The organism is Dyella telluris (assembly GCF_014297575.1).
GTDB lineage: Bacteria > Pseudomonadota > Gammaproteobacteria > Xanthomonadales > Rhodanobacteraceae > Dyella > Dyella telluris.
The window spans coordinates 4,319,301-4,332,933 of the sequence record NZ_CP060412.1 but is presented as its reverse complement, the minus strand read 5'-3'; the positions used below and the strand labels follow the sequence as shown (position 1 = coordinate 4,332,933).

Annotated in this window: 13 protein-coding genes; 7 read left to right on the top strand and 6 right to left on the bottom strand. The window is 64.9% G+C overall.

The window, feature by feature from the left end:
* Nucleotides 1-10: 10 nt before the first annotated feature.
* Nucleotides 11-1,249, bottom strand: a complete 1,239-nt coding sequence (locus tag H8F01_RS19170; protein WP_187056616.1) for an OprO/OprP family phosphate-selective porin — start codon at nucleotides 1,247-1,249, stop codon at nucleotides 11-13.
* 247 nt (nucleotides 1,250-1,496) lie between these two features.
* On the opposite strand from H8F01_RS19170, the gene H8F01_RS19165 reads away from it, so the two are divergent.
* The gene (locus H8F01_RS19165; protein WP_187056615.1) at nucleotides 1,497-3,266 is read left to right on the top strand and encodes an amidohydrolase; all 1,770 of its coding nucleotides are present in this window, start codon (nucleotides 1,497-1,499) and stop codon (nucleotides 3,264-3,266) included.
* A 32-nt stretch (nucleotides 3,267-3,298) separates the two neighbouring features.
* Here H8F01_RS19165 and H8F01_RS19160 read toward each other — a convergent pair whose 3' ends face one another.
* Complete coding sequence (locus H8F01_RS19160) at nucleotides 3,299-4,144, bottom strand: hypothetical protein (protein WP_238481056.1); 846 nt, start codon at nucleotides 4,142-4,144, stop codon at nucleotides 3,299-3,301.
* Nucleotides 4,145-4,458: 314 nt separating this feature from the next.
* Here H8F01_RS19160 and H8F01_RS19155 point away from each other — a divergent pair, with 314 nt between their 5' ends.
* From H8F01_RS19155 to H8F01_RS19145, 3 genes are all read left to right on the top strand, one after another.
* Nucleotides 4,459-5,184, top strand: a complete 726-nt coding sequence (locus tag H8F01_RS19155; protein WP_238481055.1) for an HAD family hydrolase — start codon at nucleotides 4,459-4,461, stop codon at nucleotides 5,182-5,184.
* 22 nt (nucleotides 5,185-5,206) lie between these two features.
* Nucleotides 5,207-6,037, top strand: a complete 831-nt coding sequence (locus H8F01_RS19150) for an NAD-dependent protein deacetylase (protein WP_187059377.1) — start codon at nucleotides 5,207-5,209, stop codon at nucleotides 6,035-6,037.
* Nucleotides 6,038-6,182: 145 nt separating this feature from the next.
* Complete coding sequence (locus H8F01_RS19145) at nucleotides 6,183-7,040, top strand: CHAD domain-containing protein (RefSeq protein ID WP_187056613.1); 858 nt, start codon at nucleotides 6,183-6,185, stop codon at nucleotides 7,038-7,040.
* A gap of 228 nt (nucleotides 7,041-7,268) precedes the next feature.
* On the opposite strand, the gene tadA is transcribed toward H8F01_RS19145, so the two are convergent.
* Nucleotides 7,269-7,757, bottom strand: a complete 489-nt coding sequence (gene tadA, locus H8F01_RS19140; RefSeq protein ID WP_187056612.1) for a tRNA adenosine(34) deaminase TadA — start codon at nucleotides 7,755-7,757, stop codon at nucleotides 7,269-7,271.
* 171 nt (nucleotides 7,758-7,928) lie between these two features.
* Between tadA and H8F01_RS19135 the strand changes: the two genes are divergently transcribed.
* Nucleotides 7,929-9,152 (top strand): MFS transporter, encoded by a 1,224-nt coding sequence (locus H8F01_RS19135; RefSeq protein ID WP_187056611.1) that lies wholly within the window; start codon nucleotides 7,929-7,931, stop codon nucleotides 9,150-9,152.
* Nucleotides 9,153-9,200: 48 nt separating this feature from the next.
* Nucleotides 9,201-9,911, top strand: a complete 711-nt coding sequence (locus H8F01_RS19130; RefSeq protein ID WP_187056610.1) for an SDR family NAD(P)-dependent oxidoreductase — start codon at nucleotides 9,201-9,203, stop codon at nucleotides 9,909-9,911.
* 16 nt (nucleotides 9,912-9,927) lie between these two features.
* Here the strand turns inward: H8F01_RS19130 and H8F01_RS19125 are convergent, their stop codons facing one another.
* Together H8F01_RS19125 and guaA are read right to left on the bottom strand one after the other, a co-directional pair.
* Nucleotides 9,928-10,281, bottom strand: a complete 354-nt coding sequence (locus tag H8F01_RS19125) for a gamma-glutamylcyclotransferase family protein (protein ID WP_187056609.1) — start codon at nucleotides 10,279-10,281, stop codon at nucleotides 9,928-9,930.
* A gap of 71 nt (nucleotides 10,282-10,352) precedes the next feature.
* Nucleotides 10,353-11,933 carry a glutamine-hydrolyzing GMP synthase gene (guaA, locus tag H8F01_RS19120; protein WP_187056608.1) on the bottom strand — a complete coding sequence of 527 codons (1,581 nt, stop codon included), beginning with the start codon at nucleotides 11,931-11,933 and terminating at the stop codon, nucleotides 10,353-10,355.
* On the opposite strand from guaA, the gene H8F01_RS19115 reads away from it, so the two are divergent.
* On the top strand, nucleotides 11,919-12,173 hold the full coding sequence (locus H8F01_RS19115; RefSeq protein ID WP_187056607.1) for a hypothetical protein: 255 nt from the start codon (nucleotides 11,919-11,921) through the stop codon (nucleotides 12,171-12,173). The two genes, guaA and H8F01_RS19115, sit on opposite strands and share 15 nt — an antisense overlap.
* Here the strand turns inward: H8F01_RS19115 and guaB are convergent.
* Nucleotides 12,163-13,620 carry an IMP dehydrogenase gene (gene guaB, locus H8F01_RS19110; protein WP_187056606.1) on the bottom strand — a complete coding sequence of 486 codons (1,458 nt, stop codon included), beginning with the start codon at nucleotides 13,618-13,620 and terminating at the stop codon, nucleotides 12,163-12,165. The two genes, H8F01_RS19115 and guaB, sit on opposite strands and share 11 nt — an antisense overlap.
* Between the last annotated feature and the right edge of the window lie 13 nt (nucleotides 13,621-13,633).

Here is a 13,633-nt window from a genome sequence, read left to right as displayed (position 1 = left end):
CGGGTGTTCCTCAGAAATAAACCTGAGCGCGCATTTCGAAAATGTGCGGATTCACCTTGAGGTTACCCCGGTCGCTGAAGGCCCACACGTAGTTGGCCTGGAACTTCAGGTGCTCACCGAGGTACCAGTTGGCACCTGCCGTCCAGTCGTGCTCCTTGCCGCCGGTGATGGCGCCATCGTTGAGGTCCAGTTCGCTGTAGCGCAGCGCCACCTCCACCGCACCCCAGGCATGGGCGGGCCGCACCGCCTGCAGGTCACGGCCGTTGTAGCGGCGGTCCGCCACGTTGCCGTCGCTGTAGGAACGCGATTCGCCGGTCAGCGTCCAGGTGGTGAACAGGTAGAAGCCGCCAACGTCATAGTCGGGCTTGCCGTTGTAGCGGGTCACCGTCGACTGCAGGTACTCGCCCTGCAAGGACCACGGACCTTCGATCCACAATCCTTCGAAGCCCTGGCGGTTCACACTCTTGGCGTAGCGGAGCGTTCCCGAATCCACCAGGCGGACCGGCGACAGGCCGTCCTCGGGGCGGGCGCGCAATCGCGCGGACGACGGCACCGTGCCGTCATCGGCCCAGTCCAGCTTTTCGCGCGACGCCGACAGGCCGAGGTGCAACACGTTGCCCGGATCGTTGAGCGGCATCCATGCCGCGCGCCCGGCCCAGGTATGTCCGGGGTTGTTGCCGTCGAAATCCTTGCGCCAGAAGTAGTCGCCCACGTTGACGATGAAATGCTTCCGCACGAACGCCCAGTCGACGCCGGCGCGACGCCCTTCCCACACGGCCTGCGTCGGTAGCGCCGTCTCCATGAAGGTGGTGGCCGAGGAGCTGGTCACGCCTTCGAAGCCCACCGGCGTCTTGGAGTAGCCGAAGCGGAAATTGCCCACGTCCTCGCCGATCACGCCACCGCTGCGGAATCGCACGAAGGCATCGGCCCACTGTTTGGCCTGGAAGTCGTACTGGGCAATGGCGTCGTAAACACCGGGCTTGCGTATGTACGCGCCAAAATAGCGGCGCCGGTTTGTGCTGGAATCCTCGAGGCGCCCACCGTCGTTGGAGAACTGGTTGACGTCGTACTGGTACAGCACCGCCAGGCCCACGTCGGTTCCGTCCGACGCGGTGATGTGCGTGGGCCAGTTGCTGTAGAAGTCATAGCTGTCCGCAAGACAACACACCGGCCACGCACCCAGCAGCACGCTTGCGGCAAGCGCGCGACGAATGGCGACAACGGTGTTTGCGGACGCGCTTCGAATCATGGCCTCGCCTCCCAACGAGTTCATACGGTGCAGTGAAGTCATGCTGGCCAAGCGCCGCCATGGCGGGAAATGACTTTTGTGCATATGCACATGCCCCGTTTCCGGCGCGCATGACGGCGCGGTCCCGCCCCAATCTACGGTTCCGCGCGCCATGGGCATTGACGGGAAGGCTTGACGGTCACGAAAGATAGACGCCGCACGCCGTACATCTGGTCGCAGGGAACCGACTGTCGTCCAGGCATTGCCCATGACCGCGTACCCGACACTGATCATCCACAACGCGAAGATCCACACTGGCGTGGCCCACCGACCGGAGGTGCAGGCGCTGGCAGTGAACGGCCGACGCATCGTGGCCGTGGGTTCCAACGGACAAATCCGCTCGCTGGCCGGACCCGCCACCGTGGTCATCGACGCAGGCCGACGCCGCGTGATTCCCGGCCTGATCGATGCCTGCCAGCACCTGATTGCCGCCGGCCTCGATTACAACCAACAGCTGCGCTGGGATGGCCTGCCCTCGCTGGATGCCGCGCTGCGTCTGCTGGCCGAACAGGTCCAGCGCACGCCGGCGCCCCAGTGGGTACGGGTGATCGGCGGTTTCTGCGAACACCAGTTCGCCGAGCGGCGCCTGCCGACGCTGGACGAACTGAACCGCATCGCGCCATCCACGCCGGTCTATATCCAGCACCTGCAGGATCGCGCTCTACTCAATGCGGCGGCGCTGGCTGCCTGTGGCTACGATGCACAAACCGCGGACCCGCCCGGCGGCCATGTCGAATGGGATGACAGCGGCCACCCGACCGGCCTGCTGACGGCAACCCCAGCCACCACCATCTTCCAGCAGGCGCTCGCCCACGCGCCGCGGCTCCCCTACGAATACCAGATCAACAGCACGCGACACTGCATGCGCGAGCTCAACCGACTGGGCATCACCAGCGTGATCGACGCCGGCGCGCCTCACCTGCGCTACCCGGAAGACTATCGCGCCATCGAGGAGCTGGCCCAGCACCATCTGCTGACAGTTCGCCTTGCCTACCACCTCGCTGCCCAGACGCCGGGCGGCGAGATCGCCGACTACCTGCACTGGTCCACCATCAATCGCTACGGCGACGGCGACGAACTGTTCCGCTTCAATGGCGCGGGCGATGTACTGGTGCATGCCGCGCGCGACTACGCCAACTTCCGCCAGGCATCGCCGCAGATCACCACGCAGGCCGCCGCCCAGCTTGATGACGTCATCAACAGGCTCGCTGCACGGCACTGGCCATGGCGCCTGCAGGCCACGCACGACGACACCATCAGCGTGGCCCTGGATGCCTTTGAGCGCGCGCACGCGCAGGCGCCGCTCCGCCCGCTGCCGTGGTTTCTCGATGGCGCGGAAACCATCAGCCCCGCGAATATCGAACGCGTTGCGCGCCTCGGTGGCGGCATCTGCGTGCAACCCAACATGGCCTGGCAGGGCGAGTACTTCGTGGCGCGGTACGGCGAGGAAGCCGCCGCACGCACGCCCCCATGGCGACAGATGCTTGATGCGGGAATGCGCGTTGGCGTCGGCTCGGGCGGCACGGAACAGGCCGGCATGGATCCATGGGTCACGCTGCACTGGCTGAGTACGGGCCGCACGGCAGGCGGGCTTGCGCTCATGGCAGCGGACCAACGCCTGGACCGCGCCGCAGCACTCGCGCTGCATACGCAGGGCAATACCTGGTTCTCCGGTGAGGAAGGCAGCAAGGGGCAGCTGGATATCGGCCAGTTTGCCGATTTCGCCGTGCTCACGGCGGATTACTTCGATGTGCCCGACGAAGAAATCCGGCATATCGCCTCCACGCTCACCGTGATGGACGGTCGCGTGGTCTACGCCGACGGCGACTTTGCCGAACTCGACCTCACGCCACCCGAAGCCCTGCCGGAGTGGTCACCGGCACGCTACGACGGCGGTGTATGGCGGCCATCGCAGCACGGTGGCATCGACGAACAGGCAGCGCCGCACCAGCGGAACGATCATCGCGCCTCGCGCTGAGGCGCGACAGCCGCTTATCGCCGGACCATCGATCAGAATCGCAGGCGCGCGAACAACGAGGGGCCCTTCAAGCGCATGTCGAGGTTGGCCTGATACGAAGGATGGTTCTGGTCGAGCCGGATGCGGGTGTAGCTGTATTCACCGCCAATACCCAGGTTCTCGATCGGGAACCACTCCAGGCCCAGCGCCGCGTTGTAGATGTGCCCGGCAAGATTGCCGCCGTTCTTCTTCACGCCGTAGGCATCGGCATAGATGCGCAGATTGTGCGAAAAGGCGTGCCGCCAACCGAACTGCAATACCGGCGCCCAGGCCGTCTGGTGGGTGCTGGCCACCGCATCGGCACCGTAGCCGTCGATGCTGGCCTGACCTTCCACGCGGGCCTTCACCCCGTAGTAGGCCGCACCGATGCCGAGCCCGAACACATCACTGCCCGAGCCGAACCACCAGCGGTACGCCGCGCTGCCGAAGTTGAAGTTCAGCTTGCCATCCACCCGGGCCGACGCAGGGAAGTCCGTGCCGTCGTAGCTGATGTCCCGACTGATCGAGCGGCCGTGCGTGCGGTTGATGCCAAAGAAATCAAAGGAAAAGCCCTGATGGTCGCCAATGAGGAAATCCAGCTTCGCGCGAGGTACCGCCTTGTGCTGCTGGAAGCCAAGATCATCCTCGAGACTGAAATGGCCGCTGTAGCCATTGAGGATGCCGCTGCGCCCGCTGGCGCCGATCTGTGTCTGCGTATCGGAATAGAACGCACCCAGCCACAGACTGACGCGATCCAGCGCGGGTGATGGGTCGGCGAACGCGGAGATGCTGCCGAACGAGGTGAGGGAAAGTGCTGCAAGACGAGTGACTAGCCGTGTCCGTTTTTGTTGTCGATGCATCAATGACCTCCCGAAGCGAGGCTTGCACCCTAGAGACCACGATGTCGATGTCAGGTCCGCGCAATGTGATCATCGCGGCAAGGCGTGTGCTGGTGTGTCCTCGATCACATGGCGCGTTGCACGCAGCCCGCCTCCCCTGCAATCACGCCTGCCGCACGCTTCAACGCCACGCAACCGCATGGCGCGGCCGTGCATATGCGGCGTCGGCCACTGCTCCATCACAGCGTCTCAAGTGAGCCCGGACTCCCGGCCGCAACGGGCTGTTTTCTGGGAAAATGTCCCCATATGACAGGCTTGGCCAGTACGGCGGACGGATGAACAACGTGATCGATTTGGTGGGTTTTGACGGTGATGACACGCTGTGGCACAGCGAAGGCTATTACCAGTCGGCGCATGGCGAGTTTGAAAGCATCATCGGCGCGTATGTCGATCTGGCGGACGTGCACGTGCACGACCGCCTGCTGGCCACGGAGCGTCGCAACATCAAGCTGTTCGGCTATGGCGCCAAGGGCATGACGCTGTCGATGCTGGAGTCCGCCATCGACATCACCGGGCAGCGCATCAGCGCCGCCGACCTGCACCGCATCATCGAACTGGGCAAGCAGGTGCTGGCGCACCCGGTGGACTTGCTGCCGGGCATCCGTGAAGCGGTGGAAGCCGTGGCGCAGCAGCATCGCGTAGTGTTGATCACCAAGGGCGACCTGTTCCACCAGGAACAGAAGGTCGCCGGCAGCGGACTTGCCGACCTGTTCCATCGCATCGAGATCGTGTCGGAGAAGGACGAGCGCGCCTATCGCCATGTGCTGGAAGAGTTCCAGCTGGCACCGGGCCGTTTCGCCATGGTCGGCAATTCGCTGCGTTCGGATATCGCGCCGGTGGTGGAGATGGGTGGCTGGGGCGTGTACATGCCTTACCACGTGACCTGGGCGCACGAAACCGATACCGATTTCGTGGACCGCACATCGCGCGTTGTGCAAGTGGAAGGCCCCGGCAACATCGCCGCGGCCATCGAGGAGTTGCAGGGTCGTGCAACAGCCTGACATCAGCCTTGTCGATTCTTTCGTGGCGCCCGCTGGCGACCTCGAGTTTGATCGCGCGCGCCTGCGCGATTTCATCGATGCCCATCCGCGCCTGTTCGTGCTGACCGGCGCCGGCTGCAGCACCGACTCGGGCATTCCCGACTACCGCGACACCAACGGTGGCTGGAAACGCCCGCAGCCGGTGACCTACCAGGCGTTCATGGGCGAAAAGGCCACACGCCAGCGTTACTGGGCGCGCAGCCTGGTCGGCTGGCGTCGCTTCGGCCGCGCCCGCCCCAACGCCACGCACCACGCGCTGGCGCGACTGGAGCAGCAGGGCCGGCTCACCACCCTGCTGACCCAGAACGTGGATGGCCTGCACCAGGCCGCCGGACACCGGGATGTCATCGACCTGCATGGACGTCTGAATGAAGTGCGCTGCATGGGCTGCACGGCGCGTCTGCCGCGCGACACCTTCCAGCAAGCCCTGGTCGAACTCAACCCCGCATGGGCCCTGCTCGATGCCGGCGATGCGCCGGATGGCGACGCGGATCTGGACGGCCGCGACTTCTCCGCCTTCGACGTGCCGCCCTGCCCCCACTGCGGCGGCATCCTGAAGCCGGACGTGGTGTTTTTCGGGGAGAACGTGCCGCGTGATCGCGTTGACGCCGCCATCACATCACTGAACAACGCGGATGCCATGCTGGTGGTCGGCTCATCGCTGATGGTGTTCTCCGGCTACCGCTTTGCCGCTGCCGCGGCACGCGAGGGAAAACCGATTGCCGCGGTGAATCTGGGCACCACCCGGGCCGACCCGCTGCTCAGCCTGAAAATCGAACAATCCTGCGCTGACACCCTCGCCTGCGTGCCGTGAGCATGCGTCGGAAAGTCGCTCGCCAATGGTGACAATTTGATGCAAAGTAGATAGCCCGGGGTTCTGGAATGACTGTATGAATGCCAGGCTGCAGCACCGTGTTGCTCCATCGCGCGAGCCGCCGGTTTCCTCCAGGAAACGCCCGATGACGCTGTCCGAGTTTGATCGCATCCGACAAACCCTGGACAGCTATCTGGCGAAAGCTGCCGAATCCCGCAAGCACCTGCTCGAAGCGCCTTACGACCCGAAGCTGCTGCACGCATGGCGCGTCAACCTGCGACGCGTCACCGCCACACTGAAAGATGTGGCCACGCTGTCCGATGATGACCTGCACGATGTACTCGGTTATCTGCGTGCCAGCCGCGAAGCCTCCGGACGGTGTCGCGACATCGACATCCTCGCACTGGAAACCTTGCCGGCCTTTCTGGACAAGGAGCAAGGCAAGCTGACCGATGCAGACGCCTTGCGAAAAGCACTCGGCGACCTGCAACAGCAGAACCACAAGCAGGCCTTGGCTCAACTGAAAAAGCACAGCATGGCTACCCCGCTGCAGGCATGGAGCCATTGGGTACATACCCTTGAGCCGCCCACCGATGGCCGCATCCGCGACATCGCCGCAGCCGCCATCGAAAAACGCCTGACCGAACTGAAGAAGCGCGCCGGCAAGCTGGACGGCGGCCAGAAGCGCCTGCATCGACTGCGCAGCGCCACCAAAAAACTCCGCTACAGCATGGAGCTCTACCAGCACGCCTTCCCCAAACCAGCCACCACGGCATGGCTGAAACGCCTTGCCGACCTGCAAAGCCACCTGGGCCTGGCGCACGACCGCATGATGGCGCGCAAGCTGATTGGCGATGTGGTGGATGGCAAGGAGGCCAAAGCACAACTGAAGGCCTTTCGTCGCTGGACCAAGCGCACCGCCTATGAGGCTTCCGAAAAAGCCATGCAGTCACTCGCCAAGCTGGATCTGCTGAAGGCTTATTGGCGTCCGACCGCCAACTGAGGCTTGGGGGCACGGACAAAACCCGGCAACGCCTCATGTTCGTCAGCCCTGCCAAGGAGTGAGTTGCACTGCAGCAACTGACGACGGGTCATCCGCCCTGTTGCCTTTCACGGCCATGAAAGCGCTGGATGGCCAGCCCTTCGGCTGCTGAAAAGCACCTCCCGCTTGCACGGGAATGGCGATCAAGAGCGGGGCTCTCGTGACTTCCGAGTGTTTCGTCCGCCGACCTTAGCGCCGGGCGCGGAAGAACTCGCGCAGCATGGTCGATGCCTCGTCGGCCAGGAGGCCGCCTTCCACGGCAACGCGGTGGTTGTGGCGATCAGAAATCAGCGTATCGAACACACTGCCTGCCGCGCCCGTCTTGGGATCCGTGGCCCCGTACACCACGCGCCCGATGCGCGCATGCACCAGCGCCATGGAGCACATCGCGCACGGCTCCAGCGTGACGTACAAGGTGGCGCCCGGCATGCGGTAGTTGGAGAGCTTTTCGCCCGCGGCCCGCAGCGCCATGATCTCCGCATGTGCGCTGGGATCGTTAAGCGTGATGTTGCGGTTCCAGCCGAGCCCGACGATCTCGTCGCCCTGCACGAGTACCGCACCCACCGGCACTTCGTTTTCGGCGTCGCGTGCATGCGCGGCAAGCTGCAGCGCGTGGCGCATGTAGCGCTCGTCCTCTTCGGAAAAAGCAGGGGCCGAAAGCTGCGTCTGGTCGGTCATCGGGGAAGTTACGAAAGCGTGCGCGGGGCGTCATTCTAGCGCTTCGGCCGACCCATACCCCGATGCACCGGCAACCTCAGGCGCCTGGCCCTCAGCGTCATGACGTGTCGTCACGAAATAACCACGGTTTCCACAGCTGCTGCTGTCATGGCGCCCCCTAACCTCACAGCCATGGCTTCAAAGGGCATCCAACGCGGCCACGGTCGCCGTGCAGCACTCACCGTCGCCACAGGGCTGGCCGTGATGTTCGTCGCCGCCACGCTGCTGACGCCGCTGTATCCACTCTATCGGCGCAGCTTCGGCTTTGGCGAGATCACGCTGACCCTGGTGTATTCGAGCTACGTGCTCGGCAACATCGGCGCGTTGTTCTTCTTTGCCAGGCTTTCCGATCAGGCCGGGCGACGCTTCATGGTGTGGCCAGCCATCGGTGTTGCCCTCGCCAGCACGGCCGCCTTCGGGCTCGCCTCGGGCGTCGCCTGGCTGTTCGTGGGGCGTGCGCTCAGCGGCTTCGCCACCGGACTGGCCTCCAGCACCATGGCCGCCTGGATCACCGAGCTGCAGCCCGAGGGCGCCAACGCGGGCGCGGTAACAGCCAGCGCGGCGAACTTCGTCGGTCTTGCTGCGGGGCCGTGGCTCAGCGCACTGGCGGCACAGTTCAACGTGCATCCGTTGAGACTCCCTTTTGCGGTGTATGCCGCCCTGCTGGTGCTCACCGGCATCGTGCTTGTTCGCGTGCCGGAAACCGTGCCCCACCCGCAACGTCGCCCCGCCGAATGGTCGCTGCGCCCCCGCCTCGGCATTCCCAGGGACATCCTGGCCTCGTTCATATCGCCGGCCGTGACGGCATTCCTGACCTTTGCACTGTTCGGCTTCTACGCCGCACTGATACCCGGCATGCTCGCCGAGGCGCTGAAGGAGTCGCGGCCAGTGGTGTCCGCGGCCGTGGTGTTCGGCCTCTTTGCCGTCGCTGCGGCAATGGTGGTGATTGCCCGCCGGCTACCCAGTCGCACGGCCATGCTCGGCGGACTCAGCCTGTTCCCGCCAGCTGTTGCCCTGCTGGTGATGGCGGAACACTTGCAGAGCATGCCCCTGCTGCTGGCCGCCTCGGTACTGGCTGGCGCGGCCGGCGCGCTGGGTTACCGGGGGAGCCTGGCCGTGGTGAATCGCATTGCGCCCGCGGAACGCCGGGGCGAAGTCGTGGCGACCTACCTGATCATGATGTTCTGCGGCAATTCCCTGCCGGTCATCGGCATCGGCCTGGTGTCGGCAACCACGGGAGCACTCACGGCACACGTCCTGTTTGCCGGCCTGATCGCCGTCCTTGCCATCAGCGGGCTGGTGATCGGCTGGCGTTACGCGCCCAACGATGATGCACCCCATGAGCATTCAACCTGATTCTCCAAGCACCCAACCGGAACCCTCACCCAGAACGAGGCACGCCGCATGACATCCAACGAACAGCAGAAGCAGCAGACCGCGCTCATCATCGGCGCCTCCCGCGGCCTTGGCTGCGCACTGGCGGAGGAATACCTCAAGCGTGGCTGGCAGGTGATCGCCACCGCGCGTGGCACTGCCCGCACGCCGCTGCATGACCTGCAGGCACCCGCTGGCGACAGGCTTCAGATTGAACACGTCGACATCGACCTGCCCGAACAAATCAGCGCCCTGCGGCAGCGGCTGGAAGGCCGTCCGATCGACGTGCTGTTCGTCAATGCCGGCATCTCCATCGAGCAGGACAAGACCGCAGCCCAGATGGACACCCAGGCCTTCACCCGCATGATGGTGACCAATGCCCTGAGCCCGATGCGCGTTATCGAGACGCTCGACTCGCTGGTGGCGCCTGGTGGCGTGATCGCCGCCATGTCATCCGGCCTTGGCAGCGTGGCCAACAACCGGGACGGCGGCTGGGAGGGTTATCGGGCCAGCAAGGCTGCGCTGAACACCCTGATGCGCAGCTATGCCGCCCGCCAGCCGGTCGCCACGCGCGCCCTGCTGCTGATCGCGCCCGGGTGGGTCCGTACCGACATGGGTGGCAGCGGCGCACCGCTGGAGATCAGCGACAGCATTCCGCGCGTGGTGGACGTGGTGACCTCGCAAACCGGCTGCACCGGCCTGCAATACCTCAACCGGCTGGGCGAGATCGTGCCGTGGTAACCCGGGGGAATACCGCTCAGGCCTGGATATACACCCAGGCTACTTTGCCGGACTTGAGCCGCACGGCGACCCGCTGATAGTCCGAGACCTCATAAGCGTCAGCCGCAGCCAGCTCGGCCGCGGTGACGCGGAATACCTTGCCGGCGACTTCGTCCGCCGGGTTGTCGCTGGGTGCGACGATCGGATGGAACCGCTCTCCGCTCTTGCGCAGCACCTCGGGGTCGGTGATCTCCACCATGGTGCGGGAGTAACCCGGCATGGCGTCGTCCTGTCCTTCGAGCAAGCGCCCGAAGGACTCGAGCTGGACGCGCTCGAGCTGCAGCGTCCCGTAGGAGAACAACAGCTCGTGGCGATCGTCAGGCAGCGGCATCACGAATCCTTTGATATCAATCAATTACACGGGACTAATGATGCCGGCGCGCCAGCCCGGACCGGGCCGGCTTACTCCCACTCAATCGTTGCGGGCGGCTTGCCACTGATGTCATAAACGACACGAGAAACACCGCGCAACTCATTGATAATGCGATTGGAAACCTTGCCAAGGAACTCGTACGGCAGGTGCGCCCAATGCGCGGTCATGAAGTCGATAGTCTCCACCGCACGCAGCGCGATCACCCATTCGTAGGCACGGGCATCGCCCACCACGCCCACCGACTTCACTGGCAGGAACACGGCGAAGGCCTGGCTGGTCTTGTCGTACAGGTCCCAGGCGCGCAGCTCTTCGATGAAGATGGCGTCGGCACGGGCGAGCAGCTCGGCGTATTCACGCTTCACTTCGCCCAGGATGCGCACGCCCAGGCCGGGGCCCGGGAACGGATGGCGGTAGACCATCTCGCGCGCCAGGCCGAGCTCCACGCCGATGCGGCGCACCTCATCCTTGAACAGCTCGCGCAGCGGCTCGACCAGCTTGAGCTTCATGTGCTCCGGCAGGCCGCCCACGTTGTGGTGGCTCTTGATCACGTGAGCCTTGCCGGTCTTGCTGCCGGCGGACTCGATCACGTCCGGATAGATGGTGCCCTGGGCCAGCCACTTCACCTGACCGTGGCCGGCGTTGGTGACCTTGGCCGACTCCTCGTCGAAGATCTCCACGAACAGGCGGCCAATGATCTTGCGCTTGGCTTCCGGGTCGGCCACGCCTTCGAGCGCGCTGAAGTAGCGCTCGGCGGCGTTCACGCGGATCACCTTCACGCCCATGTGCTCAGCCATGGTGGCCATCACCTGGTCGCCTTCCTGGAAGCGCAGCAGGCCGGTGTCGACGAACACGCAGGTCAGCTGGTCACCGATGGCCCTATGCAACAGCGCGGCCACCACGGAGGAATCCACGCCGCCGGAGAGACCAAGCAGCACGTGATCGTTGCCCACCTGCTCGCGCACGCGGGCAATCTGGTCTTCGATGATGTGCGCGGCGGTCCACAGCGTCTGGCAGCCGCAGATTTCCGTGACGAAACGCTTGAGCAGGTTGGTGCCCTGCTTGGTGTGGGTCACTTCCGGGTGGAACTGCACGCCGTACCAGCGCTTGTCCTCGTTCTCCATCACGGCAACGGGAATGCGGTCCGTGGTGCCGGTGATGACGAAGCCCGGCGGCGCCTTGGCGACGTGATCGCCATGACTCATCCACACGTCCAGGCGGTGCGCGCTGTCGTGGTCGCTCAGACCGGCGAACAGGCGGCTGGTCGGGACAATGTCCACTTCCGCATGGCCAAACTCGCGGGCGTCAGCGGCTTCGGTGGCGCCGCCCAGCTGCGCGGCCAGCGTCTGCATGCCGTAGCAGATGCCCAGGATGGGCAGACCCGAATCAAACACTTGCTGCGGCGCCGTGGGCGCACCCGGCAGCGTGGTCGATTCCGGGCCACCGGAAAGGATGATGCCCTTGGCGCCGAACGCAGCGATCTCGGCCGGGTCGTGGTCCCATGCCCAGATTTCGCAGTAGACGCCGATCTCGCGCACGCGGCGGGCGATCAGCTGCGTGTACTGCGCGCCGAAGTCGAGGATGAGGATTTTGTCGCTATGGATATCGGTCATGACGGCGAACGTCCGGAGTCGAAAATGAGAAGGGTCGGAACGCTGGAGCGCCCGACCCGTGAAAATCTTCCTCACCGTCATCCCGGCGAAGGCCGAGATCCGGTGCCTTTCCACACCAAAGCGAAGGCGCTGGATTCCAGCTTTCGCTGGAATGACGATGCTGCAAGGTCACCTCAACGAGCAAAGGGTGAAGGCGCTGACGATGGACCGGCTGCGCCACGCTTCACTCTCAGGAATTGAGCCGATAGTTCGGCGCTTCCTTGGTGATCTGGATGTCGTGCGGGTGGGCTTCGGTGACGCCGGCGCTGGTCACCTTCACGAACTGCGCCTTCTGGCGCACGTCCTCGACGGTGGCGGCACCCAGGTAGCCCATCGAGGCACGCAGGCCGCCGATCAGCTGATGGATGATGTTGCGCAGCGGACCACGGTACGGCACACGACCTTCGATGCCTTCCGGCACCAGCTTGTCGGCGTCGGCCTCGTCCTGGAAGTAGCGATCCTTGGAACCCAGCGCCATCGCGCCCAGCGAGCCCATGCCACGGTAGCTCTTGTACGAGCGGCCCTGGAACAGCTCGACTTCGCCCGGCGATTCTTCGGTGCCGGCGAACATGGAGCCGAGCATCACGGTGGACGCACCGGCAGCCAGTGCCTTGGGGATGTCGCCCGAGTAGCGGATGCCGCCGTCGGCGATCAACGGGATCTCGTCCTTGAGCGCCGTGGCGACCATGTCGATGGCCGTGATCTGCGGCACGCCCACGCCGGCAACGACGCGCGTGGTGCAGATGGAGCCCGGGCCCACGCCCACCTTCACGGCATCGACGCCCGCGTGCAGCAGCGCACGCGCCGCTTCGCCGGTGACGATGTTGCCCGCGATGACTTCCACGTGCGGGTAGTTCTTCTTCACCCAGCCGGCGCGCTCGATCACGCCCTGCGAATGACCATGCGCGGTATCGACCACGATCACGTCGACGCCGGCGTCGACCAGCGCTTCCACGCGCTGTTCGGTGTCGCCGCCTACGCCCACGGCCGCACCCACCACCAGGCGCTCATGGCGATCCTTGGCGGCGTTCGGGTTGTCGCGGGCTTTCTGGATGTCCTTGACGGTGATCAGGCCGCGCAGCTGGTAGTCGTCATTGACCACCAGCACCTTCTCGATGCGGTACTTGTGCAGCAGCTGCAGCACTTCGTCCTGGTCGGCGCCTTCGCGCACGGTCACGAGCTTGTCCTGGCGCGTCATGATGTTGCGCACCGGATCGTCATGCTTGCGCTCGAAGCGCAAGTCGCGGCTGGTGACGATGCCGACCAGCTTCTCGCCGTCCACCACCGGCACGCCGGAGATGTTGGCGGCGCGGGTGAGCTGCAGCACTTCGCGGATCGAGGTGTTCGGACCGACGGTGATCGGGCTGCGGATGACGCCGGCTTCGAACTTCTTCACCAGGCGCACTTCGGCGGCCTGCTGCTCGGCGGTCATGTTCTTGTGGATGATGCCGATGCCGCCCTGCTGGGCCATGGTGATGGCGAGGCGGGCTTCGGTGACCGTATCCATGGCAGCGGACACGATGGGGATGTTCAGGCGCAGGTTTCGGGTAAGCCGCGTGGAGGTATCGACGTCACGTGGCAGAACGGCCGAATGGGCCGGAACGAGGTAAACATCGTCGTAGGTGAGAGCCTCGGCGAGGATACGCATGCGATTTTGTCCC

Excerpts from the sequence above, each read along its gene's own strand:
- H8F01_RS19115 (WP_187056607.1), top strand. The coding sequence starts at position 11,919 with ATGGATATCGGTCATGACGGCGAACGTCCGGAGTCGAAAATGAGAAGG.
- H8F01_RS19125 (WP_187056609.1), bottom strand. The coding sequence starts at position 10,281 with ATGCCGCTGCCTGACGATCGCCACGAGCTGTTGTTCTCCTACGGGACG.
- H8F01_RS19170 (WP_187056616.1), bottom strand. The coding sequence starts at position 1,249 with ATGATTCGAAGCGCGTCCGCAAACACCGTTGTCGCCATTCGTCGCGCG.
- H8F01_RS19165 (WP_187056615.1), top strand. The coding sequence starts at position 1,497 with ATGACCGCGTACCCGACACTGATCATCCACAACGCGAAGATCCACACT.
- H8F01_RS19145 (WP_187056613.1), top strand. The coding sequence starts at position 6,183 with ATGACGCTGTCCGAGTTTGATCGCATCCGACAAACCCTGGACAGCTAT.
- H8F01_RS19135 (WP_187056611.1), top strand. The coding sequence starts at position 7,929 with ATGGCTTCAAAGGGCATCCAACGCGGCCACGGTCGCCGTGCAGCACTC.
- guaB (WP_187056606.1), bottom strand. The coding sequence starts at position 13,620 with ATGCGTATCCTCGCCGAGGCTCTCACCTACGACGATGTTTACCTCGTT.
- guaA (WP_187056608.1), bottom strand. The coding sequence starts at position 11,933 with ATGACCGATATCCATAGCGACAAAATCCTCATCCTCGACTTCGGCGCG.
- H8F01_RS19155 (WP_238481055.1), top strand. The coding sequence starts at position 4,459 with ATGAACAACGTGATCGATTTGGTGGGTTTTGACGGTGATGACACGCTG.
- H8F01_RS19130 (WP_187056610.1), top strand. The coding sequence starts at position 9,201 with ATGACATCCAACGAACAGCAGAAGCAGCAGACCGCGCTCATCATCGGC.
- H8F01_RS19160 (WP_238481056.1), bottom strand. The coding sequence starts at position 4,144 with ATGCATCGACAACAAAAACGGACACGGCTAGTCACTCGTCTTGCAGCA.
- tadA (WP_187056612.1), bottom strand. The coding sequence starts at position 7,757 with ATGACCGACCAGACGCAGCTTTCGGCCCCTGCTTTTTCCGAAGAGGAC.